At 41.0% G+C, this 24173-nt stretch carries 26 protein-coding genes; 14 read left to right on the top strand and 12 right to left on the bottom strand.

What is annotated here, in order from left to right; all coding sequences use genetic code 11:
* Position 1: 1 nt before the first annotated feature.
* Genes FCN14_RS00580 through ccsA form a run of 4 tightly spaced genes read right to left on the bottom strand, consistent with a single transcriptional unit; the run spans position 2 to position 3827 of the window.
* The gene (locus tag FCN14_RS00580) at positions 2–2497 is read right to left on the bottom strand and encodes a heme lyase CcmF/NrfE family subunit (RefSeq protein ID WP_138429147.1); all 2496 of its coding nucleotides are present in this window, start codon (positions 2495–2497) and stop codon (positions 2–4) included.
* A 3-nt stretch (positions 2498–2500) separates the two neighbouring features.
* On the bottom strand, positions 2501–2899 hold the full coding sequence (locus tag FCN14_RS00575) for a cytochrome c maturation protein CcmE domain-containing protein (protein WP_138429146.1): 399 nt from the start codon (positions 2897–2899) through the stop codon (positions 2501–2503).
* Positions 2900–2901: 2 nt separating this feature from the next.
* Positions 2902–3165, bottom strand: coding sequence for a CcmD family protein (locus FCN14_RS00570; protein ID WP_138429145.1), 264 nt, complete (start codon positions 3163–3165; stop codon positions 2902–2904).
* Positions 3162–3827, bottom strand: coding sequence for a cytochrome c biogenesis protein CcsA (ccsA, locus tag FCN14_RS00565; protein ID WP_246043069.1), 666 nt, complete (start codon positions 3825–3827; stop codon positions 3162–3164). The genes FCN14_RS00570 and ccsA overlap by 4 nt, the downstream gene beginning before the upstream one ends.
* A 164-nt stretch (positions 3828–3991) precedes the next feature.
* On the opposite strand from ccsA, the gene FCN14_RS00560 reads away from it, so the two are divergent.
* Positions 3992–4519: a PH domain-containing protein gene (locus FCN14_RS00560; RefSeq protein ID WP_138429144.1), complete on the top strand. Its 528-nt coding sequence runs from the start codon at positions 3992–3994 to the stop codon at positions 4517–4519.
* 153 nt (positions 4520–4672) lie between these two features.
* Entirely contained in the window at positions 4673–5119 is a 447-nt protein-coding gene (locus FCN14_RS00555) for a DUF2059 domain-containing protein (RefSeq protein ID WP_138429143.1), read from the top strand.
* A gap of 67 nt (positions 5120–5186) precedes the next feature.
* On the opposite strand, the gene FCN14_RS00550 is transcribed toward FCN14_RS00555, so the two are convergent.
* The 3 genes from FCN14_RS00550 to FCN14_RS00540 are packed head-to-tail and all read right to left on the bottom strand — an operon-like array spanning position 5187 to position 7775.
* A complete protein-coding gene (locus FCN14_RS00550) occupies positions 5187–6467 on the bottom strand; it encodes an MFS transporter (protein WP_138429142.1) in 1281 nt (426 codons plus the stop codon).
* Between the two features lie 49 nt (positions 6468–6516).
* The gene (gene dut / locus FCN14_RS00545; RefSeq protein WP_138429141.1) at positions 6517–6960 is read right to left on the bottom strand and encodes a dUTP diphosphatase; all 444 of its coding nucleotides are present in this window, start codon (positions 6958–6960) and stop codon (positions 6517–6519) included.
* On the bottom strand, positions 6957–7775 hold the full coding sequence (locus FCN14_RS00540; protein ID WP_138429140.1) for a DUF3108 domain-containing protein: 819 nt from the start codon (positions 7773–7775) through the stop codon (positions 6957–6959). The genes dut and FCN14_RS00540 overlap by 4 nt, the downstream gene beginning before the upstream one ends.
* A 351-nt stretch (positions 7776–8126) precedes the next feature.
* Here FCN14_RS00540 and FCN14_RS00535 point away from each other — a divergent pair, with 351 nt between their 5' ends.
* The 8 genes from FCN14_RS00535 (at position 8127) to FCN14_RS00500 (ending at position 17086) form a co-directional block, all read left to right on the top strand.
* Positions 8127–8651 (top strand): hypothetical protein, encoded by a 525-nt coding sequence (locus FCN14_RS00535; protein ID WP_138429139.1) that lies wholly within the window; start codon positions 8127–8129, stop codon positions 8649–8651.
* Positions 8652–8707: 56 nt separating this feature from the next.
* On the top strand, positions 8708–8977 hold the full coding sequence (locus FCN14_RS00530) for a hypothetical protein (RefSeq protein ID WP_138429138.1): 270 nt from the start codon (positions 8708–8710) through the stop codon (positions 8975–8977).
* A 2-nt stretch (positions 8978–8979) separates the two neighbouring features.
* Complete coding sequence (locus FCN14_RS00525) at positions 8980–9489, top strand: acyl-CoA carboxylase biotin carboxyl carrier protein subunit (protein ID WP_138429137.1); 510 nt, start codon at positions 8980–8982, stop codon at positions 9487–9489.
* Entirely contained in the window at positions 9482–10753 is a 1272-nt protein-coding gene (murA, locus tag FCN14_RS00520) for a UDP-N-acetylglucosamine 1-carboxyvinyltransferase (protein ID WP_138429136.1), read from the top strand. The genes FCN14_RS00525 and murA overlap by 8 nt, the downstream gene beginning before the upstream one ends.
* Positions 10754–11288: 535 nt before the next feature.
* The gene (locus FCN14_RS00515; protein WP_138429135.1) at positions 11289–13022 is read left to right on the top strand and encodes an Rne/Rng family ribonuclease; all 1734 of its coding nucleotides are present in this window, start codon (positions 11289–11291) and stop codon (positions 13020–13022) included.
* Between the two features lie 58 nt (positions 13023–13080).
* Positions 13081–13629, top strand: coding sequence for an ATP-dependent protease subunit HslV (hslV, locus tag FCN14_RS00510; RefSeq protein ID WP_138429134.1), 549 nt, complete (start codon positions 13081–13083; stop codon positions 13627–13629).
* The gene (gene hslU, locus FCN14_RS00505; RefSeq protein WP_138429133.1) at positions 13629–15059 is read left to right on the top strand and encodes an ATP-dependent protease ATPase subunit HslU; all 1431 of its coding nucleotides are present in this window, start codon (positions 13629–13631) and stop codon (positions 15057–15059) included. Before hslV ends, hslU begins: the two co-directional genes overlap by 1 nt.
* A gap of 134 nt (positions 15060–15193) precedes the next feature.
* Positions 15194–17086 (top strand): S41 family peptidase, encoded by a 1893-nt coding sequence (locus FCN14_RS00500; RefSeq protein WP_138429132.1) that lies wholly within the window; start codon positions 15194–15196, stop codon positions 17084–17086.
* A 54-nt stretch (positions 17087–17140) separates the two neighbouring features.
* Here the strand turns inward: FCN14_RS00500 and FCN14_RS00495 are convergent, their stop codons facing one another.
* The 3 genes from FCN14_RS00495 to FCN14_RS00485 are packed head-to-tail and all read right to left on the bottom strand — an operon-like array spanning position 17141 to position 19277.
* A complete protein-coding gene (locus tag FCN14_RS00495) occupies positions 17141–17833 on the bottom strand; it encodes an RsmE family RNA methyltransferase (protein ID WP_138429131.1) in 693 nt (230 codons plus the stop codon).
* An 11-nt stretch (positions 17834–17844) separates the two neighbouring features.
* Positions 17845–18057: a hypothetical protein gene (locus FCN14_RS00490; RefSeq protein ID WP_138429130.1), complete on the bottom strand. Its 213-nt coding sequence runs from the start codon at positions 18055–18057 to the stop codon at positions 17845–17847.
* An 8-nt stretch (positions 18058–18065) separates the two neighbouring features.
* On the bottom strand, positions 18066–19277 hold the full coding sequence (locus tag FCN14_RS00485; protein WP_138429129.1) for a 2'-deoxycytidine 5'-triphosphate deaminase: 1212 nt from the start codon (positions 19275–19277) through the stop codon (positions 18066–18068).
* Between the two features lie 299 nt (positions 19278–19576).
* Here FCN14_RS00485 and FCN14_RS00480 point away from each other — a divergent pair, with 299 nt between their 5' ends.
* Positions 19577–20197, top strand: a complete 621-nt coding sequence (locus FCN14_RS00480; protein ID WP_138429128.1) for a Dph6-related ATP pyrophosphatase — start codon at positions 19577–19579, stop codon at positions 20195–20197.
* On the opposite strand, the gene FCN14_RS00475 is transcribed toward FCN14_RS00480, so the two are convergent.
* A complete protein-coding gene (locus tag FCN14_RS00475) occupies positions 20190–22265 on the bottom strand; it encodes a peptidylprolyl isomerase (protein ID WP_138429127.1) in 2076 nt (691 codons plus the stop codon). The genes FCN14_RS00480 and FCN14_RS00475 overlap by 8 nt on opposite strands.
* A gap of 23 nt (positions 22266–22288) precedes the next feature.
* Positions 22289–22495, bottom strand: coding sequence for a hypothetical protein (locus tag FCN14_RS00470; protein ID WP_138429126.1), 207 nt, complete (start codon positions 22493–22495; stop codon positions 22289–22291).
* A 155-nt stretch (positions 22496–22650) separates the two neighbouring features.
* Here FCN14_RS00470 and rplU point away from each other — a divergent pair, with 155 nt between their 5' ends.
* The 3 genes from rplU to FCN14_RS00455 all read left to right on the top strand — a co-directional run bounded on the left by rplU (position 22651) and on the right by FCN14_RS00455 (position 24171).
* Positions 22651–23163, top strand: coding sequence for a 50S ribosomal protein L21 (gene rplU / locus FCN14_RS00465; protein WP_138429125.1), 513 nt, complete (start codon positions 22651–22653; stop codon positions 23161–23163).
* A 20-nt stretch (positions 23164–23183) separates the two neighbouring features.
* Complete coding sequence (gene rpmA, locus FCN14_RS00460) at positions 23184–23441, top strand: 50S ribosomal protein L27 (RefSeq protein WP_138429124.1); 258 nt, start codon at positions 23184–23186, stop codon at positions 23439–23441.
* 70 nt (positions 23442–23511) lie between these two features.
* The gene (locus FCN14_RS00455; protein WP_138429123.1) at positions 23512–24171 is read left to right on the top strand and encodes a fumarylacetoacetate hydrolase family protein; all 660 of its coding nucleotides are present in this window, start codon (positions 23512–23514) and stop codon (positions 24169–24171) included.
* Positions 24172–24173: the final 2 nt, after the last annotated feature.

Genomic DNA, 24173 nt, shown 5'->3' with positions numbered 1-24173 from the left:
GTCAAGCAGATTTTTTTCGTTCCCTACCCCAATGTCGGAAAATGGAAACGCTAAATCCAGCCATTAACAAAAAGGTACCAAGCCATACAACCGATATAAACGGTTTCTCTTCGGCCACGAGTAATACCCACTCCTCTTCTACTTTCTCATCTATACCGCGAATAGTAAGCTCGATATCTCCATCTGTAGGATCTACGCGACTAAACTGAATAGAAGCCTCCTTTTCGCCGGGTATCTTCACCGGAGGAGCGTATGTCCAGTTTTCACCATCTTTACTGTATACCGAGAATATCGGTGATAAAGGTGCAGAGCTATCACTACCTCGCGGTGATATTTCAAGATTAGCACGCACTGCTACCATCGTGCTGTCTTGCAGCTTTTTATTTTGAATTTCTCCGTAACTATTAAAGGTGAGATCATAACTTCCTACCGCAACAGTTTGGCCTTTGCCCAGCGTTATCTTCTGTTTTCTAAGCGAATCTTTCTGTGTGGAAGACACCGGCTGGTTTCTTTGTTTCGCTTGCTCCTTAGCTTGCTCATTACGACGTTCTACATAGGCACTGCCCGATACATACAGGTAAATATCACTAAGCCACCCGGTTCTTACGTCGGGACTTACCGACCACTGAATATTACCCATTGAAGAGGAAGATAACATTGGGTATACCTTAGGCTTCAAAGTAAACTGTTGGCCACTCCCATCAGCCGGCTCAAATTGAATAATATACTGCTGCTGACCAGGGCGCTCCTGGTTACGAAGTGTATATCCTTTGTAGGTTACTTTGTATTTATCATCAACAATTTTTGGTTGATTCAGTTTGAGTTCCAAAAAGTTCACTTTTTGCGTCTTCAGAAATCCCTGCTCATCCGTCACTTCACCACGTTCAATAGCCGCGTTATAATTTTTCATCGACTGGTCCAGTAGATTTTTATTGTAGGCCGAAGAGGCTAGTATCCCCAATAAAAGCACACCAAAACCAATATGACTCAAAACCCCGCCAATAAGCATTGGATTCTTACGTATAAGGCGTAACATTATCACGCTGTTACCGACTACCGTGAACCATGCTGTTAATAAATAAAACATATAGTAGATATTACGTACGTTACCCAGTATTATAGAAGCAAGGGTTAGTACACAAGCTATGGCTACCGGCCATAACAGATCATTGGTCAATGATTCGGCATCTTGCCTTTTCCAGAACAGATATTGGCCCAACACGGTAAATATTGCTGCAATCATTGCCAGTGGCATCGTCCACTCATTGTAAAAACTTACCTCCGGCGGTGTGGGGTTATCTACAAAAAGCCGCCCAATAATTGGGGAACTGGTTCCCAGGATAATCACTAATCCTATTAGGAAAAGAATCATTGCCCCGGCAAAGGTCATGAATTCACGGCTCAAAAACTTCGACTCTTTTTGCTGTGATGGAAGCTCCTTGTAGCGGTAAAAAAAGAGTCCCAGTCCAACGAGGGTAACTACAGCCATAAAAAGGACAAGCTGGTTATACAGCCCCAAATCAACAAAACTGTGTACCGAGGAGTCTGATAATACCCCGGACCGGGTCAAGAAGGTTTCATATACTATGGCTACATACGCTAAAATGGCAAAGAGTAAAGAGGCTTTCTGGGAGGTCGAACTTTTACGCTGAATAATCATCGTATGAATGCCCGCTGTGCCCAAAAGCCATGGTACAAAAGAAGCATTTTCTACGGGATCCCACGCCCAGTACCCACCAAATGAGAGAGTCACATACGCCCAATACCCGCCCAAGAAAATGGCTGTAAGTAAAGCAACATTAGCACCAAGTGTCCACGGAAGTGCCGGCCCTACCCATTCGTTGTATTTTCGTTTCCAGAGAGCTGCCATAGCAAAACAATACGGGATCGTCATCATGGCAAAACCTACAAATAAAATCGGGGGATGAATCATCATCCAAGGACTTTTGAGCAGGTCGTTTAACCCCTTACCGTCTTGAGGCACAAAATCAGGATTTGATTGAAGAAAGGGCGCATTAGGCATCGCCTCTGCCAGCGTACGAAATGGAGAAGCACCAATAGTGAAATCTCCTATGGGCAACCCAACGACCATAGATAACAGAAACACCTGTGTTAGGGTCAAAAAGAAGAGAACAGGACCGCGAAACGGTTTGCGGGTCCATTTCATCAAGCCAAACCCGAGTAGCGTTGATACCAGGATCCAAAGCATAAAGCTACCTTCTTGGCCTCCCCAGAAAGCAGATATCAAATACTTGAGCTGCAGATCACTGCTGGTATAGTTATATACATAGTAGAAGTTAAACTGGTGCGTCAAGATTATATACATTAGGAATCCAGAAGCAACGGCCAGGAAAAGCCCCTGGAAGCCAAACAACCAGTTTGAAACTTTGAAATATTGATTGTTATCCTTTCTTGAATACAGAAAATAACCGACAGCAGCCAAGATAGAACACAAAAATGCTGCATTAATAGATAGCTTACCTAAAAAACCAATCATTCTTTACGAGCTCTTTGACGCTTTTTGGAATTGTGAACCGTCGTTATTGTTATACTTGGAAGGGCATTTCATCAACATTTCATTGGCATAAAACACCCCATTTTCCATCTTGCCGATAACAACAAGCTTATCAGCCTCTTCAAAGTTGTTAGGTTTGGTTTTCGGATAGATTACGCGCCGTACATTACCATCTTCATCCTTCATGTAAAACGATAACTGCTTATTTTTCATTGAAAACCCATAATCTTTGGATTTATCAAGGGTTCCAACAACATGCGCCCCCTCCATGCCTGAAGCTTGTTCAAAGTTCACATAAGTGCTAATGCTGTTTCCAAAATTGTACATCAGCAATGAAGTAAAACCAACGATGGCAACGATGCCAATAATAAGTTTTGGTTTCATATTTAATCTGTATTTGAATTATTAAGTTTCTTTTCGAGCTGCCCTACTTTTTTATCCGTACGAATAATGAAGAACAATAACACCAGCCATATAATCAGGCTAACACCCAACACGATAAAAATAAGATCATTCGAAGCCATAGCCTGCATCACAGGTCCCGCTTCTTCAAGCCCTGCCGAGGCCTCCCATTTTGAGGAATATGACTTCGACAGTGTATCAACGACCGCAGCCGTATCTTCTTGTACTTGTATTAATGGAAAACTCATAGAGGTTGTTCTATTTGGTGCTTAATTTTTTTATATCGATTTAAGATATCAATTAGCCAAATGGCTAAGGCGATAAATCCAACGACCGCCGGATAAAATATATATCTCAATTCCGGTGCTGTAATTTCACTAAAAGCAGGATTCCCGTCTGCACCAGGGTGCAGGCTTGGTAACTGCCGCGGAATAATATAAAGTAAAAAAGGTATCGTCGTTGCTGCAAAAACATTAAACACGGCAGCAATTTTTGCTCGTTTTTCGGGATTATCAAAAGCGGTACGCAATACAAAATATGCGACATAAATCATCATCCCCAAAGCCGATAAATTCATCCTTGGCTCTGAGAATGTCCACCAGGTTCCCCATGTGAATCGCGCCCATAATGCTCCTGTTAACAAACCACAGATCCCAAAAAGCAACCCAATCTGTGTAGCTGTCTCGGCCTTTCTATCAACGGCCAGATCAGGATCATTCAGATATTTTATGCTGTAAAACAGGCCCAAGGCAAAACAAACCGCCATTGTAAACCACATGGGCACGTGCAGAAATAAATTCCTAGCTGATTCTTCCAGTACCGGGATTTCGGGGATCGGGATTAAAAAGCCACAAACAATCACTGCGGTCATCCACAGCGCTACAAGATATTTCCAAGGTTTTAACGTCATATATTAATTCGTACTCTTCTTATGGCTAAATCAATTTTACACGAGAGCCCCACAATATACGAAATCTGTTTGGGAAAACTTAGTCATTTACCCTTTGTATTTACCGAATTTTACCTAAATTTATAGTGTTACATTTATGCTCTTCAAATTGAGATCTTTTTCTTATGGTTGACCAACCAAAATTAAAAACGATATCCCTTTCAACGAGCTGGAAAAACCATATTTTGGGTTACATTTTTTCAGTTTTGCTCATTCCTGTTTTTGGTGTCGGACTGGCACTCCTTTATTGGATTAAGCAAAAACACAAAAAGTATAGGTACCAATTTACTGACACTCAGATAACTTCACGAGATGATAAATACCAACGTAATATTGACCTGGTAAATATTGAAAAGGTCGAAGTAGAACAAGATTGGATCCAAGAGAAAATGGGTGTAGGTAATATCACACTATATACTTCAGCTTTTTCAATGACCCTCCGGGGATTGGAAACCCCCTATAAGTTGAAAGACCTGCTAGAAAAAGCAATCTATGATCAAAAAGAACGGTTAAAACAGAAAGAAGATAACAAACCGAAAAAGCCAGATCATAAACCCGGTACCAAAGAACGTATGGACTACCTCACGGGACTATGGCAACAGGGACTTGTTTCTGACGAAGATTATGAAAAAGAGCGAAAACATTTTGAGTAATAGAAGACTTTGATAATCCTCTACCATCTAATTGATAGATCAATATTCTAAAAGGGGCACATAGAAGAAGGCCCTATTCATCATATAATCCCGGTTTTCCAAGTCCTACTCTGCTTGAGAAAACTGCCACAGCCTATAACTAAATCTATACCAATGAAGAAAATTCTATTAACAGTTTTCCTATTTATATTTTCAGCTACTGCTTTTGCTCAAATCGATTCGCATATGCAAGCGGTCAATGAGCTTATGGAAGTGATGCATATGAAAGAGCAGATTACAGAATCTGCCGACCGTATGTTAAAGCTGCAAGTTCAAGCCTCACCTCAGATGGCGCAACATCAAGATATCATGTCAGATTTCTTCCATAAATATATTAATTGGAAAAACATTGGAGATGATATAAAAAAGGTATACAAAGAGACCTTTACGGAAGATGAAATTCGGGAACTAACGGCTTTTTACAACAGTGATATCGGTCAGAAGTATGCTCGCCTTACGCCAACGATTACTGAAGAAACGGCAAAAATAACACAAGGGGTGATCAAGGATCACCAGATGGAGCTGCAGCAAAAAATCATGCGGAATATGCAAGGGAATTAGTCTGCCATCCAAATATTTAAGAATCCTTGTAATTAATAAGTTCCCGGTTTTCTCTAAGACTGGGAACTTATCTATTTTGGGCCGTACTGAGTTCAGAAGATTGTTCACTTTGATAGACCTGCTCCTTTTTAGCAATAGTATAGTGCCATACTATCCCTATCACGCTTAAAGCGAGAGCAAAGGCTACCATTGCTTGCTGTATGGTGAACCACCTGTTTTCAAGCACCCATGAAGCAATTAAAACAGAAGCAGACTGGGCAAGGGTAAAAAGCAACCATTCGGTACTAAAAACACGTCCCCTGAACGTATCGGGTGTGCGCCGTTGTAATAACACCGTACTCATCACCCAATTTGCCCCTGAGGCAGCGTGGGCAATAAAAACAAAAATTAGCATCACCGTTAAACTGGTGGTAAGCCCTACTATCGAATACATTACCCCCCCAAAGATCATGCAAAAACCCATTGCACGCACCCAATCTTTCTCTTGACTAAAAATCCTGCGACCTATGATGGGCCCAATCCCCGTGCCCACCCCACGAGCTGAGTATAAGAGCCCAATTCCGATACTTCCCATTAACAGTACATCTTCGGAAATAAGTATGAGCATATAGGTTAGTGCCCCCAGAAACATGGTATAACTAGCTTTTGCCAATGTAGGCCGCATGATCTGCTTATTCTTCCACAGATACTGAAATCCTTCTACAATACCGGTAATGGGATTTCGGGTACGTTTTAGCTCTGCTTCAGACATCCTTTTTTGTGGTATTGTGGCCTTATATATGAACCAAGCCGACAGCAGATAAGTACAAGCATCAATAATGAATACCAAGTCGGTTCCCAACCATGCCGTTGCCAGTCCTCCAAATCCCATTCCCAGTGTGAAGATGATGCTCCAGCTTGCAGCTGAAAGTACATTTGCATCTACCAGCTCTTCTTCGGTTGTCACGTTGGGAATTGAAGATGTTTTGGCCGGTTCAAATACCGCCGATAGCATCATCTGCAAAGCAGTAAGTACATAGGCAAGCCATAATGTGTCATATGAGACGACCAGTAATAAACCGGCGACAATAATGGCCCTCAGCATATCACACATTATCATAATACGACGCCTGTTAAAACGGTCTGTCAGATAACCTGCGAAGGGAGAAAAGCTGGCCAGACTCATCATTTTAACCACAATGATTAGTCCCAATAGAAATTCAGAATCCGAGTAGCGTGTGATAAGTGCATATACCGCAAGGATCCCAAACCAATCTCCAAAATTTGACACTACCTGGCTCAGCCATAGTCGGCGATAGGCCTGATTATTAGAAACCAGGTTTATGTAAGGGCGGATTCTATCGAACAAAGTTGTTAGCTATGCTTTTGAATATTTTTGATATTTATATTACTGCCTATTACTTAATACCAGTACTACCAAAACCGCCTTCCCCGCGATCAGTATCAGCCAATATTTCCACCTCATCAATATCTGCCTGCAACACAGGAGCAATAATCATTTGGGCTACCCGATCGCCATGAGTAATCTCAAAGGGTTCTTCCCCAAGGTTTACAGCTAATACTTTTATCTCACCGCGATAATCGGCATCAATTGTTCCCGGAGTATTAAGCATAGTTATTCCATTACGGTAGGCCAAACCACTGCGCGGGCGAATTTGAGCTTCATACCCTTGGGGTATTGCCATCTTCAAACCGGTAGAGATAAGTGTTCGCTTTCCCGGTGCTAATACGATAGGGGCTTCCAATGCAGCCCGGATATCCATCCCCGCCGCACTCGCTGATTCGTAAGATGGCAAAGGTAAATCTTTAGCGTGAGCTAGTTTTTTAAACTGAATTTTCATGAATCTCTTCGTTCTTTTTTATAGTCAATTAACTTTACTTTCACATTGCCTAACCAGACCTTGGCCCGGGCTTCTGCAGGTACACGAAGTTTATCAGCAATATACCAAGCTTCATATTTGCCGGTAAACCCAAAGGGGCCATCGATATCAGCATCCCCTTGGCTATAGTACGTTTTTACTGCTTTATCAAACGCTTTGTATTCCCGCATTTCAATTTCTGTAGAGTTCACCCCGTTGATATATCCTTTTTCACCTTTCAAATAAACCGGTAACCGGTAACTCCTGTTGGTACCTGCTAACAACCTGGAGTAATAAAAAATAAGCTGTCCGGAACTGGAGGGTTCGCTCAAAGCCAACGTATCAACTGGTTCTCCATCTTTTGAGAAATAAACCTTTTCTTCATTATAATCATATAGATATTGTTCAGCTCTAAATTGCTCCTCATCTACATTGTCGCGCCAATACAGCTGTGTATATGGCAAACTATCGGTCTCTACCATAAATGTATTGTAGTGGTTTTCCTCTTTGCCGACGAAAGGAATACCAGGATTTGATGTAATAATAGTTCGTAACCACCACACTTTTTTCCCATTATATGTAGTATCTGTTACAATCGTCGTTTGTACTTCTCCCAGTTTGAAAAAACTGTAACGAACTTCATATGTAAATACTTCTTTCCACTCAAGCAATTCACTCATTTTGGGAGGATCATCTGCATGCTCAAAACTCATTAGTGAATCTTGAGCATGCGCTGTCACAGCCAGTCCAAATACGAAAAGTAACAGTCCAATTGTTATATATCTCTTAGGAGACATCAAGCCTGGAATAGTTTTTTATTAGCGAGCTCTTCAAAAATCTGCTAAACCTATGGCCGGCATATTCTGTTTCCCAATGCCAAAACGGGTTATAGATCTCATGAATAAAGGCCCGACCTCATTTTTGTATTGTATTTTAAAGCGTCAAAGTTAATAAATAACCCGCCCCATTCCTTATTTTATTTAGATAGAAATCATTTTATTGATAACATCGATATATAAATTTCAGCTTTTGGTTTTACTTCATTATCATCAAATAACAGCTAAGTAATAAGCAATTATCACTTATTTCTACCGTTTTAATTCACTGAGATCAATATAAAATAGAATATCATACCAAGACCAATAAACGTGCACTCAACAATCTCTATCTCTACAATCCTTTGTGCTTTACTCATTCTTATTAACTGCTCAAAAAGTGATGACCAAAGAAAGTTCGAAGACAAGGCTTTGGCTACCCCTGACGGTATTACCCATACCAATACGAGCGGCAAAGTTGTAGGCAGTGTTGATGACCGTGATTGGAATATTAGCCCCATGTACGGTGGACTATTACAAATAAAATCTAATATTACAGACTATCCTCATCCTAATCCCCTGGGATATAATCAAAATTTAACATTACAAATCAAGTCTAATGCTTCTGATGTCATAGATGGTATCAAAATCTATAAATTCCGCTTTCCCGGTAACTCAAACTATCCTTTGATTAAAGAACTCAGCAATAACGATTTGAGCAGCGCCGTGACTACAGTTTCTATTGATGGCGCACTTATTGCCGAGAACTCAAGCTCAGATGCTAGAACAACCTATCGCTTAATGATTTATGATAACAACGAAAACCTTATTAGCTATGGAGATATTCAAATAGATTAGGTTGTGAAATAGGTACAGGGCTCCTATTTTCAGTCTTTCAAAAATGTTAGATATTTATGGGCAACAGAAAAGTTACAAAAACAGAAAAGTGCGTACTGGAAAAGCTCATTTTCCCGGAAAAGTTCCAGGTTATTCAAGAAGAAACACAGCTACTGCATGGTGAATTACGGGATGATCTTATTAACCTGTTAAGTTTCGGGTTTATAGAAGCCTATGAGCGTACCGGTAATAAAATGGCTCTTACCAGTTTTTATGATACCGATAATCTGCAAGATTTCACCTTTCAAGCCACAAGCAAAGGACTCGAAGAAATTAAATCACGATAACTATGAAGTTTGAAGCCATCATTGACGACCAAACAAGGGAACTGGAATTGCTGGAAGAGTCCGGTGAAGTGGCATTTGAAGATGAAATACGCTCTTACAACTTTTCTCAACAAGAAAACGGGCGATACCTTTTACGAATGGGAACAAAACTTTATCAAATTGATAATGTCGAGTACGATAAACACACCGTTTCTTTTACCCTAAATGGCAACTGGCACACTGTGGATGTTCGCAATGAACAAGACCTTCTACTAGATCGGCTTGGCTTTAAAAGGGCCGGTGAAATTGGAGAAGGTGAACTCAATGCCCCTATGCCAGGCAAAATTCTTGAAGTACTGGTTAACGAAGGCGATGAAGTAGAACTAGGCTCACCCGTTGCTATTCTTGAGGCTATGAAAATGGAAAACGAACTCAAAGCTCCTATTGACGGCGTAATATCATCTATTGCTGTTGCTAAAGGAGACTCTCTAGAAAAAGACGCTTTAATCTTAGAAATAGAAGCAAGTGGATAAATTTGTTATTGAAGGACCTACCCCTCTCCAGGGAACTATCCCAATCAGCGGATCTAAAAATGCAGCCCTGCCCTTAATGGCGGCAGCAATTCTTGGCGACTCTCCTACTACTATTACTAACATTCCTAAACTTCGCGACATCTATACATTTAATAATGTCATACGAGTTACAGGGTGCAAAGTAGATTTCGATGAGCAGGCCGGCACATTGGTGATCGATCCCAAGCACCTCTCTCACTTGGAAGCCCCCTATGAGCTCGTACGTAAAATGCGGGCCTCCTTTTATATGTTAGGAGCCCTGCTCGGAAAGTTTGGCAAAGCCAAAGTCTCACTACCCGGCGGTTGCGCCTGGGGCCCGCGTCCCGTTGACCTTCACCTGGACGGCATGCGTGAAATGGGCGCTGATATTACACTTGACCAAGGATATGTTATTGCTGAAGCTCCTGAACAGTTGGAGGGCGGCACCTTTACATTAGAACCCAGTAGTGTGGGGGCTACGGTTAACTTGGTACTGGCTTCAGTATTACGTGCCAAGAAATTTACAATCAAGAATGCAGCTCGTGAACCGGATGTGGTTCTGCTTTGTAAGAAACTAACAGAAATGGGTGCTAATATTGAAGGGATAGGTACTAAAACCCTTACTATTCGTGGGGTCGACGCCCTCGAAGGAATCTCTATTCGCAATGCATCCGACCGAATTGAAACAGGCACCTTTATGATCGCTGCGGCCATGCATCCCCAATCAGATATCACCCTTACCAATGTTGATGTCGACGATTTAGGTAATTTTCCTGAGACATTTGCCAAAACGGGAGCGGATATGTCCATTAATGAGAACACCATTCACATTAAAGCTCCGGAAACTATTACCCCTGTTTCGGCAGAAACAGAAGTATACCCAGGTTTTCCTACTGACCTGCAAGCCCAGTGGTCTACTATGATGACTCAAGCGGATGGAACCTCCTCAGTTACCGATACTATTTATTATGATCGTTTTAGTTATGTACCAGAAGTTGTACGCCTTGGCGGTGAAATGGATGTAAAAGAAAATACCGTACATATCGAGGGCAAATCACCACTCAAGGGAGCATCAGTAATGAGTACCGACCTGCGGGCTAGCGTAAGCTTGGTTTTGGCCGCTATGGTGGCCGAAGGCGAAACGGATGTTCTGCGTATATATCACCTTGACCGAGGGTATGAAGATCTGGAAGAAAAGCTCACAAATGTTGGAGCGAATATTGAACGTGTTGCACAAAATCAATAAGACCCGAGAAGGTATTCATATAGAAAACCAACGGTACCTGCATGCCCTCTTCTTCAAAAATAAAAACTACTGTGATAGCTAACCAGAACTATTAATCATCATAATTAGGTTAGCTATTTTTGTGCTTACATAATAGTAAAACTACTTGTATATTATTGTCATATCTGTAAATAGTATTCAGACACATTTTAAAAGTTATTTAGGTTCATTTTTTTGCAGAAATTGACGAAAGCACAAGTATTATTATTGACTTTTTTCGCTTTTTTAAAGCATTTGTACATCTCTTTGAATAGCTCAGCGAACGTTATGACCTCGCTGAACTCTTGTGATCACACCCTGCAAGAGCCACAATCTGAATACTATCGATTTTTACAACAAATTTTTTCTCCTAACAGGAATTTTAATACAGCGGTTGCTGCACCTCCGCTAAGACGAATAGTTTTTAGGATTGCATTATCTACAATGATTTCTTTTGAATCTTTTTTGATAAGGATTAAAAGTCCGGAGGACAGCATCCGCGTGAAGGAACATTTCAATGAAAAACCAAATTATAATTCACGCTTCGGGCAAGCAGACACGAATAGCGTTGCTAGAGAATGGCGAACTTGCCCAGCTTTTTATAGAATCTGATGAAAACCAACGTACTGTAGGCAATATATATGTAGCACGAGTTCACAAGGTAATGAGCGGTATCCGGGCAGCCTTTATTGATATGGGCACTCCCAAAGATGCTTTTTTGCACTTTTCTGATGCAGGTGACCACCTGAAAGATTATGTTCAAATGCTCAATGGACGTGATGCTATCCGCCCTAAAGTGCGCAAGAAGCTTAAGAAGACGAATTTCGACCAAATATCGAATTACGAAAAGCAAAATTGGGCGGGCAAAATATTACAACCCGGCCAAAAGTTAATGGTCCAAATTGTCAAAGAACCGATCGGTTCTAAAGGTCCGCGTATATCTACGGATATCACCGTGGCGGGACGTTTTCTCGTTCTTATTCCTATGGGCGAATATATCGCTGTATCCCGTAAAATAAATAACTATAAGGAGCGTCGACGCCTCAAGAATATTGTGGGGTCAATGGTTCCCGATGGCTTTGGCGTTATCATACGAACTGTTGCCAAAGGTAAAGGCGAAGAAGCTATCGAAGATGATATGCGCGATGTTCTCAAAAAGTGGGAGCGCATTCTTGAACGTCTTGAAACAGCGGATCCCCCTGCCCTGCTCTATAAAGACCTGGACATGACCGAGAGTCTTGTTCGTGACCTGTTTGCCAAACAATATGATCGCGTACTGGTTGATGATCCTGAGATGCATGACAAAATCAAATCGTATGTCAGCCAGGTAGCCCCCCAGATGATTCCTAATGTCGAACTCTACAAAGGGCGCGAACATATTTTTGACTTCATGAAGGTAGCCAAAGATGTAGATTCTATCTTTAGCCCTCGGGTACGCATGCCTTCCGGTGGTTACTTGATATTTGAACAAACCGAAGCCATGTATGTGGTGGATGTCAACTCCGGGCCCTATGCAGCTAAGGAGAAACAGGAAGACAACTCCCTGAAGACAAACCTTGAAGCTGCTCGTGAAGTAGCTAAACAGCTTCGCCTCCGTGATATAGGTGGTATCATTGTCGTTGATTTCATAGATCTGCGTAAGAGTAAAAATCGAAAGAAAATATACGACGAACTTAAAAAAGAATTCAAAAAGGACCCTGCCAAAACAAATGTGATTGGTATGAGTGACTTCGGGCTGGTTCAAATTACGCGCCAGCGTATCCGGCCAAGTGTTGTTAACTCTGTTTCCAAAGTATGCCCTACTTGTGGTGGATCAGGCAATGTTGTTACGAAAAATACAGTTATTGCCGACCTCGACGCATGGCTAAGTAAATTTCGTACTACTACCGACTATCGGGCAGTAGATATTTATATTAACCCGTATCTAAAGGCATACCTTGAAAAGGGCTTCTTAAGTATCCGACGGAAATGGATGTGGCGATATTGGTTAAAAATCACTTTTGTAGGTGATGAAACTGTTTCGCTTAATGAATACAAAGCGACTATTGCAGGCTCAGATATCGATATTACAGATGTGGTAATGCAAGAAAAAGATGTTGAAAGCCTGATCGAAAGTGAAAGCAAAGATGAGGTTTCAGAAGACGATCTCGATATATATGAAAAAGATGAACGCCCCAAGCGTGGTAGTGACAAGCGAAAGCCTCGCCCATCTCGTTCTAAAGATGGATCAAAGTCAAAATATTACAAATAATTCAACATCTTCTTTTTCGTTGACTTATACCATAGAATCTGAAACATCGTTATAAAATATGAGTTTACCTGATTTAAAAGCAACAACAGTACTTGGTATTATCCACAATGGCGAAGCTGCTCTTGGCGGCGATGGTCAGGCCACAATGGAAAATACCGTTATGAAAGCAACAGTAAATAAGGTTCGAAGACTTTATGAAGGTAAAATTGCGGCTGGTTTTGCCGGTTCTACCGCCGATGCCTTTACTCTTTTTGAAAAGTATGAAGAAAAACTGAAGCAGTATAACGGCAACCTAAAACGAGCAGCTGTAGAAATGGCTAAAGAATGGCGAAGTGATAAGTTTCTTCGCAAGCTCGAAGCACTGCTGGTTGTAATGAGCAAAGATCAAGCACTGTTAATCTCCGGTCAGGGTGATGTTATAGAGCCCGATGATCAAATTTTAGCTATCGGAAGTGGCGGATCTTTTGCCCTTGCAGCAGCTCGGGCATTAAAAGAAAGTGCCCCGGATCTATCAGCACGAGAAATTGTACAACAATCACTCGATATTGCTGCTGATATCTGTATCTATACGAATCATAATTTAAGTATTTTAGAACTCGAAGATTGATGAGCACGTTACAAAAAACTGTTACACAAAAGAATTTAACTCCGCGACAAGTTGTTGCGGAACTGAATAAGTACATCGTTGGACAAGATGAAGCTAAGCGTTCTGTTGCAATTGCACTAAGAAACCGCTGGCGAAGAATGAACGCGGATAAAGAAATTCGTGATGAAATTTTACCAAACAATATCTTACTTATCGGTCCTACCGGTGTAGGTAAAACTGAAATAGCTCGACGTTTAGCTAAGCTTGCAGATGCCCCCTTCATTAAAGTGGAAGCCAGTAAGTTTACTGAGGTAGGTTATGTAGGGCGTGATGTAGAATCGATGATACGCGACTTAACTGATATCGCCATCAATATGGTGAAGACAGAAATGCAGGAACGAGTTGAAGAAGAAGCTAAAAAAATTGTCGAAGATCGTATCCTTGATATCCTGATCCCTCCTGTTAAAAAAGGGGAAGACAATGCTACCGGTTTCCATTCCGATGATGACAGTTTTAGTCCTGATAACGCTTCTGACCAAGAACTTAATGAACGAACTCGCGAAAAGTTCAGAGAAAAGCTTCAAAACGGAGAACTGGACGACCGTGAAATAGAAGTGGAAGTTCAAAAGTCCAGTAAATCACCGATGATGCAGGTCTTTGGTCCCCAAGGCGGTATGGAAGAAATGGGAATTAACCTGCAGGATATGCTCGGACAGATGGGCGGGAAACAGAAAACCAAACGAAAGGTTACTATTGAAGAAGCCCGAGAACTTTTATTAGAGGAAGAGTCTGAAAAACTTATTGATCATGAATCTGCCGTACAAGAAGCCATGGAACGCGTGCAGAAACAAGGCATTGTCTTTATTGATGAGATTGACAAAGTAGCCGAATCTTCCGGAGACGGTAATAAAGGAGGAGGCGGACCTGATGTGAGTCGTCAGGGTGTACAACGAGACATGCTGCCTATTGTTGAGGGAAGTAATATCTCAACCAAACATGGTATGGTGAAAACAGATCACATCCTCTTTATCGGTTCGGGGGCATTCCATGTTTCCAAGCCTTCTGACCTTATTCCTGAGCTCCAGGGACGGTTCCCTATTCGCGTAGAACTTAATTCACTTACTGAAGAAGATTTCTTTGACATCTTAACACAACCTAAAAATGCATTAACCAAGCAATACCAGGCGATGCTGAAATCTGAAAATGTTGATGTTGAATTTACCGAAGGGGCTCTTAAAGAAGTCGCTGCTATTGCCGCACAAGTAAATGAACGGGTAGAAAATATTGGTGCACGACGGCTGCATACCATCTTGTCCTCATTGCTTGATGAACTACTGTTTGCAATACCAGATGACATTAGCTCCGGTGATATTACCATCGATAAAGAATATGTGAACAAACAACTCGACGACCTTGTTAAAGATAAAGACTTAAGCCATTATATATTGTAATCTAAGGAAAACTAAATGCTCCTATTACAAATAAACCTGATTGTAACAAGTTCAGATTAAATGTATGATTAAATAATTTATCTACATCATAGTCGTTTTGTAATAAATATAGAAAACCCCAAGCACTGATTATTATGAGCCTAAAAAAATTTCTAGCTCCAAACTTGGCAATTTTAATTGTCTTGTCTTTCTTTTGGTTGGCAGGAGTCGAAAATGTTGTTAAAGGCGACGATGACCACCAGAAAAACCTAAAGAAATACATCCAGACACAACGTCGTATTCTCGACAATTATGTAGACGAAGTTAAGGTCTCAAAACTTTACATAAATAGTATTCAGGGCTTGGTTTCCAACCTTTCCGATTCTGCTGCAACGATTAAAAACACACCCATCGATACTACTTTTGAAGGGACTCCTGTTAATGATTTTGGAGAATCGGTAAAAAAGTTTGAAGAAGCCTACCTATATATGTCCAGTACTTTCCCGGAAGAAGATATGGACGAAAGAACCGAAGATGCCCTCGAAGGTATGTTCAGTGGGCTAGATCCTCATTCGATCTATATTCCACCCAAGATCGGGAAATACCAAGACGAAGAGTTTGCAGGCAAATTTCAAGGAGTGGGTATTCAGTTTCAAGTTATTCAAGATACGATTACAGTCATTACGGCTATTTCTGGTGGGCCAAGTGACCAGCTGGGTATCCGATCCGGTGACCGTATTATAGCAATCAGTGACAGCAGTGCAATCGGCTTTAGCAATGATGACGTTCGCAATGCACTGCGTGGGCCTAAAGGTTCCGAGGTAGATGTTACAATAAAGCGACCCAACGAAAGCGAACCACTGGATTTTACGATCACTCGTGACGATATCCCCCTATACTCTCTTGGGGCTTCCTATATGTTGGACAAAAAAACCGGCTATATTAAGCTTGATAAGTTTGTACAGACAACCCATGAAGAGTTCATGTCTGCGATGGAGAAATTAAAAAATAAGGGAATGGAGCGTATTGTTCTTGACCTAAGAGGAAATCCAGGTGGATACTTGCACCAAGCGATAGCAATTTCAGAAGAATTTTTCCCACGGGGTACCCAAATTGTATCTACTAAAAGTAGACATACTCGTTTTACAAGTTCTTATCATTCCCGGCGCAATGGCGAATTCAAAGATACACCAGTTATAGTATTGGTCAATGAAGGATCAGCATCAGCAAGTGAAATTGTCAGTGGTGCTATTCAAGACCATGACCGAGGATGGGTTGTGGGACAACGCACCTTTGGTAAAGGACTGGTACAACAGCAGTACGAGCTTGTTGATAGTAGCAAGATTCGCGTAACCATATCAAAATATTATACTCCCTCTGGTCGGTTGATTCAAAAACCTTATTCTAAATCTGGAAGTGAAGGGTATGCCTATGAAATTTATCAACGCGAGCAAGATGCTAAAAGTGATGCTGTAGATTTTATTTCTCATGTACCCGATTCGTTGAAATATAAAACTGATGCCGGGCGTACCGTATATGGCGGAGGTGGCATTGTTCCCGATAAAATTGTTCAAGAAGATACCTCGCAGTCTCCTGCTGTATTAAATTATATGCGTCGTAAAAGAATCGGTTTTGAATTTGTACGTAGCTATCTGGATGAAAATGGAAAAGAATTCAGAAGTCAATGGAGCGATAACTATCAAAAGTTTCGTAATGAATTTGAATGGCAACCAGAGCATGTAGAAAAAATATTCTCTATGCTTAAAGACAATAACATGGTCGTTAGCCAAAGTGATACCCTCTCGGAACCCGACTATAAATCTAATACATTATATATCCCAAAAGGTCACTTCGAAAAAGTAGAATGGATGGTTCGTGGTGCTACAAAAGCAGAACTCGGGCGCCAAGAATGGGGGATGAAAAAGTACTATCCCATTATTAATGACGTTTTTGATAACACTATTGAACAGGCCATGACGATGTGGGATGAAGTAGCAAAACTCAAAGATTACGCTGCAACCCACACAAAAGCCACTGATGGTAAATAAATTGCAACTTATAGTATCCCAAAAGCCCAACTTTAAATAGTTGGGCTTTTTTTATTAAATAAGAAATTGGCTTAGAAAAACAGTTACAGCTGTTTCTGTTCGCAACCGATTTTCTCCTAATGATACGGTAGTTGCCCCCTGCTTGACCATCTTATCAATCTCTGATTGCGAAAATCCCCCTTCCGGTCCCACCATAAGTAATAACTTATCACTATTAGTATCGGTAAAGCTTCGGTCTTGTTTCTCAACCTTTTCATGAGCTACCAGGCATTCAGCATCTTTATAAGACGTTAAACATTCATCAAGAGAGTTACACATACGTATTACTGGAAGCCAGGCCTGCAGACTTTGTTTCATAGCAGAAACAGCAATAGATTCCAAGCGATCAATGCGCACATTTTTTTTGATTGTTCGCTCGCTACGAAACAAGCAGACTTCACTTGCTCCCAGCTCAATTGCCTTTTCAACAGCAAACTCCAGGCGATCACGTTTTTTAATAATTCCCATCCCCAAGACCAGTTGAGGCCGAGGCCGAGGCACTTCTTCAGCCTTATCAATTTTTACCTGTACAGAGTCATTCGTTATCACACGAATACGCCCCTGAAAACGACCTCCCTGCCCATCCACAATGGTAAGGGGATCACCTTCACGTGCACGCATCACTTTTGATACATGTTTAGCCTCTTGATCTAAAAGTTCGACAAAACCATTATTGATTTGAGATGGCGAGGCATAATATATATTCATTTCTAAACTAATTATCTACGGTAAGGTTCGCCGGGAGTAAATTGGGTTTGATCAGTTTCCAACATCATTTCAATATAGGGTGCACAAAGTCCACAACTAGTGCTACAAATGTCATGTTCTCGTAACTCTTGTACGGTACAAAGTTCATGCTTTTCAGCATAGTCTTTCACCTCTTCAAAAGAACAATCATGACAAATGCATTCCGTGACTAAATTTTGAGCCATAGTATATTTTAGCTCTGTTTAAAATGTTTACCTAATCGAAGTTCCTGGCCTTGATAATTACTTTTAATGTCATCCCCATATACGAACTTTGGCACCTCAGTATTGGGTTCAAACTTCATACTACAAAAAGTTTGCCCATCTTCAATCAAAAAAGGTACATCATGAGAACGAACTTCAAGTACGGCCCGAGCTCCTTTATCTTCTACTCGCCCCCCGAAACCACTGTCAAAGAAACCAGCATAATGGGTACGAAGTTCTCCAGAACCGGTATCATAAGCAATCATTTCTGCAGCCAAATACTCGGGAATTCGACAGCGTTCTTTCGAAGCGAAAATATAGAATGCTTCAGGCTCTAAAATCAAGTGATCATCATGCTGCGAATAAATAGGCTCCCAAAATTCCGGCACATCATAGTAGTTGATATTGTCGAGATCGATATAATCACGATGCTTTTTGGCTTTGTAACCCACAATTTGCCCTTCTTCCCCATGTAAGTTAACACTCAAAAAAAGTCCGCTATTAACTTTTAAATCATCCACCGGAACGGGCTCTCCACCTTCGGTAAATAACATGGGGTCGGAGCTGTGTGTGCGAAGGATATCCTGATCAGAAAGAACAGTATATCCATGGCGAATTCGCAATTGGTTAAGACGATGCCCGGTTTGTACTTTAATAGGAAAAGACTTGGGTACTACCTCTAGGTATAACCGGCCTTTATATCCCGATTGGATCTCTTCAAACCGGTGAGAATAGTCGGTAATAACGCGGGTAAATACATCTAACCGACCGGTAGTACTCTTTGGATTAGCTTTAGCAGACAGGTGTTCGCCGGATACAATCTGGTAATCAACACCATCACTTGTACCGTTAAACAATGTTTTCTGTGGTGAAATATGAGACGGTAAATGTAACTCTTCAAGTAGCGGAATAATATACACACAGTTGGGCTCCAGTATTGCCCCTTCAGTAATAGAAAAATCGTACTGACGAAGCTTATCAAGCTTTTGATCTACCGACTCATCCTCAGGTAGAAAACTACTTCTAACGCGTATCGCTTTCTCTCCCAGCCGCAAATCGATAGAATTAGGTTGAAACTGATCATCCTGCAACGGATAGCCCTCAGCATGTGATATGATCCCGGCATCTGCCAACAAACGTAGCTTTTGTACCGGTAATATTCCTTTCGTTCGAAGATGTACCTTTTTGATATCACTGCTCATTAGATCGAATAACTAAATTTTGTTGAATAACTTTGTTGAGAGCAAACACCTTAAGCTTAGTGCGATAACTCACGATTGATGGTAAACCTTACTACCTGCTTCTTATCCACTAAACGTGCGCTAAAGCAATTAAACCAGAAGTTCCTATTGCCTCTAGGTATTTATATCTTTAATTATTGTGTATACTCAATCGCCTCACAATATAGGAATTCAAACTTCAGAATACAGAATGGATCTGGCATAAATTCGAATCATTGTTATTGCCTTATTCTGTATTCTATGAACTACTATCTGCTGCTATGAATATTCTTTTTTGGAGTGGGGGCAAAGATGCCTACCTGGCTCTGCATTTCTATCAAAAAGAGCATCCTGATAAAAAAGTTATGCTTCTCACAACATTTAACCAATTGAATAACAAAGTACCACATCAAAACATAGATATTCACTTTATAGAGACCCAGGCTAGGCAACTTGGTTTAGATCTCACAACAGTACCGCTACCTCCCGACTGTTCTAATGAACAATATCTACAAACACTTCAAGAAACCTTTGACAATCTTGAAGAACCAGCCGAAACTCTTATCTTCGGTGATTGGTACCTGGTAGATATTCGCCACTGGAGAGAAGAAGTTTTTAAAGAAATGGGGTATCAATGTTGTTTTCCAATTTGGAAGAAAGATATCCACGAACTTCTTAATGTTCTTCTATTAAAGCCGGTTAAGGTTGAAATCAGCGCAGTAAAAGAAGAGTACCAATCTCTGATTAAAGTGGGTGAACCTTTTAACCAAGTATTTGTCAACCAAATAGATCGACTCTCCGATGAGATCGATCCATTTGGTGAGCAAGGCGAATTTCATACAAAAGTTACAATTCAAGAACTAAAAACTCCCAAAGAGCACATCCCAAAACACCTTAGTTAACCATCTCCCAACTGGTAGTATTTACTTTATCTCCCACTACAATTCTATCTATATATCTAAAACCATCAATAACTTTACCAAATTTGGTATAGCCACCATTCAAATGTGGTTTCCACTGGTGCATAATAAAATATTGACTTCCTTCAGTATCTGTTCCTGCACTGGCAATACCTGCAGCACCCCGTACAAAACCATGCTCCGAAGCTTCCGTGGGAATCACAAATTCAGTTCCTCCAAATCCGCCGCCATGCTCAATATCTCCACCTTGTATTACAAAATTCGGAACAACACGGTGAAATGGTACGCCGTCATAGGCTCCTACCCGGCTTAAGCTATCAATCATTGAAACAGTGGCAGGAGCACTTAACGTATTCAATCTTATAGATATTGGACCCTTTTCTGTTTTCAAGGTCCATACTGGCTTGGCACCCAACTCCCACAATCGATCCCAATTGGGAAATCGAAATTCAGTACTTGCCTTCTCCGGAAGCTCAATGTCCCATCCGGCACTGGCCAAAGAACGACTTAGCGGTTCAATATTCAATGTAGCCAAAGAATCGATAGTCTCACCTGCCTGATTCTCAAAACGGTCCTTATATAACGAGCCAAAGGCTTGGTAAAGCTCCATATTATCCGATATTGAAAACGCAAGCAGAGCCTGATTGATACGAGAAAAGTCATCTTCATTAAATAGTTTCTCATTTCGAATCAAAGGCTGTGTCATTACAGCTATACCTTCGTCTTGAAGTGCTAAAGCCTGAAAAACAATACTACGAATTTTCTGTATATGCTCTTCTGTCTGCTTCTCGACAGATAAATTATCCCAAAAATGGTTGAGAGCCTGCACAGCATGCATCACAGCCAACGTATCTTTGCCATTCACTATTTGTTTAGTCCGATCCAAATATGCATTGGGCGCTTCTGCTCTCTGATAAACAGCTAACACTTGTGGCCATAAATAAGGATTCTCTTGAACTACCTTTTGCAAACGACTTTGATGATCTTGCGCAATTTCCGGTCTGATTTCCGTTGAAACTTTAAGTGCTTGCAGCCAAGCAATATCCGCCAATTGTTGATCTGGCAACATCGACTCACTGATATATCGAAAGAGTTCTCCATCTGGAGACAACTTCCTTTTCAAACTTTTTATCGTTTGTACCTGTACATGTGGGCTTTTATTAGTCAGTAATATCTTTGCGGCAAGGGAATTTTTATCCGTCATTTTTAGAGTATCCACAGACTTAGCCAATTCAACAGCTAGCTGGTTCTCGCTATTGAGCTCTCGCTTACCATTGTATGTGATGGTGAGTTGGGCTGTTGTACGTTCAGGAAGAATTTTATTTATATACTGATCGATATCAGCATTACCGCTACCCAATGCTTGCCAATATGAATAAAGGGTATCTCTTGCAGCTGTTGTTAATCGGGAACTATCTCCCCTATACCAGCCGTAAAAATATGCCCTTTGGGTAAGTGGATCATTTGCAGAAAATGCCGTTTCAATAACTTTCAGCTGCTGTTTTGCTGATATATTATTCCGGTTAATCAAACGTCCGACAGCCAATGCGGTATGGTATTCATTAACTATCTGGGGCTTATTTAATCTATTAAGCAAGAACTGTAGGCTTTTCTCATCTCCTTGTCTACCCAATACGCGACTAATTCCCGGGCGACTTTCCGAATTCTTTTCCCATCGTATTTCTAAAGAACGTATCTGCGACTCTTCAATTTTATGGTTACTGATAGCAAACCATGCCACACCCGAACTTTGGGAATCGGCTAAAGCAATAAGGGGAGATAGTGAATCAACCGGTGTATTTGCGACAGCGCGCCATGCTTGTGCCCTAACTGCAGGACTCTTGTGTGAAAGGAACGGTTCTAAGTCGTTAATATCACGTTTTGCTATTGCCTTATAGAGATTCGGATATGCCTTAGTTATTAAAGAATCGGTAATAGGCTTTTGGCTTTTATAGATACCAGATCCATTCCCAGAGTAGTTGAGTATTAATATGACACCCAATAGAACGAGCACCAGAATCGCCCAAGTTCGAAGTTTTGTATATCGCATGAATAGATTATTGAGGATGCCTTTTATAAAGAAGGATTATGGTCTTCAGCTTCTTCAATGCGATCACTATTTTTTTTCTTATGCACAGTATTCAGCTTGCCATTACCATCTTTACGGGCTTCATAGAGCTGTGAGTCTTTGATCCAAGCTCTCCCCCCATCACGTTGGAAACGTTTTGTATTTTTAAACATTAATGCCTGCTCGTGCAGATCCGGTAATTTATCATCCATAGTAATGATTTCTTGTTGGAATTTTGTTCACTGTTATAATACAATTTTGAGAACTATAATTCATCAGATTTTTAGCTTTGCTTTCAGCAGTTAAAAGGTTATATTTGGCATTCTGTAGCGAAACGATTTTTTATAACATTAAATATCTTAATTAGATGTACGCAGTAGTAGAAATAGGTGGACATCAGTATCGCGTTTCAGAAGGCGATGTCCTGTTTGTTGATAAACAAAGTGATGAGACTGATCAAAAGCTAACCTTCGATCGAGTATTCTTGACGAATGATGAAGGTGATGTAACTGTAGGTAAGCCCGTTGTTGAAGGCGTTACAGTTGAAGCTACTTTACTCGACAATGTCAAGTCGGATAAAGTCATTGTATTCAAGAAGAAACGACGTAAAGGATACCAGGTTAAGCGTGGTCATCGTCAACCGATGTCTCAAATAGAGATTAACAAGATTTCCACATCTGGCTCTAGCAGTACCAAGGCGAAGAAAGAAACAAAATCTTCGGAATCTGAAGAAGCTGATCAACTTTCTACTGATATGACAGCAAAAGAAGCGATCAAGCATATCAGGAATACTGATCTCGATAACCTCGAAGGATTTGTTCCCGAAGATGAGAGCCGGGTAACGGTCTTAGATGCATGGGAAAGTAAGCAAGAAGGATAACTTAGAAATTTTATATTGTTATGGCACATAAGAAAGGTCAAGGTTCTACAAAGAACGGTCGCGATTCGATATCGAAGCGACTAGGTGTTAAAGAATACGGTGGAGAAACAGTTAAAGCCGGACATATTATTGTTCGCCAACGTGGTACTAAGTTCCACCCCGGCGAAAATGTTGGTCGCGGTAAAGATGATACGCTCTTTGCTAAGGCTGCAGGAAAAGTTAAATTCCGTAAGCGCTCAGGCGGACGTAAGTTTGTAAGTGTCGAGCCTGTCGCATAACGCTTTTTTACTATTCTTTTTTAAGCCTTGATTTCTCACGAGATCAAGGCTTTTCTTATATTATATACTTATGTCAAAGTTATCACTCCCCGGATTACCGGACGATTTACATATAGGAAACATCTATTGCATCGGGCGTAATTACGTAGAACACGTTCATGAGTTGAAAAATGAAGTGCCTGGTCAGCCATTGGTGTTCTTAAAACCTAGCAGTAGTATAATAAAAGATGGGCAAGCAATTATCCTGCCCCCTCAAAGTAATAATGTGCACCATGAGGTGGAGATGGTTGCAGTGATTGGGAAAAGCGGTAAAAATATCCCGCAGAAAAATGCGTTGAAATATATAGCCGGATATGCTATTGGTATTGATGTAACCGCTCGTGATATTCAACAGAAAGCTAAAGAGAATTCACATCCCTGGTCGGTAGCCAAAGGCTTTGATACCTTTGCTCCCTTGGGGGATGTTATTCCGGCTGTTAAATTAGATGACCCGCAAAATATTGAGCTGCAACTAGCAGTAAATAACAAGGTCCGTCAATCTGATAATACAAAGCTAATGATCTTTCCTGTTGCAGAGTTGGTTCACTATTTGTCTACAATATTTACCCTACAACCGGGAGATCTGATCTTCACAGGAACCCCCAAAGGCGTATCTCCGTTACAGAGTGGGGACAATATCAAAGCTACATTGGGAGACGGTCTTTCTCAGCTCAATATTACAGTCCAATAATT

The sequence above is a fragment of the Fodinibius saliphilus genome, assembly GCF_005869845.1.
In the GTDB taxonomy this organism is placed as follows: Bacteria; Bacteroidota; Rhodothermia; order Balneolales; family Balneolaceae; genus Fodinibius; species Fodinibius saliphilus.
This window is presented reverse-complemented; position numbering and strand designations above follow the sequence as displayed.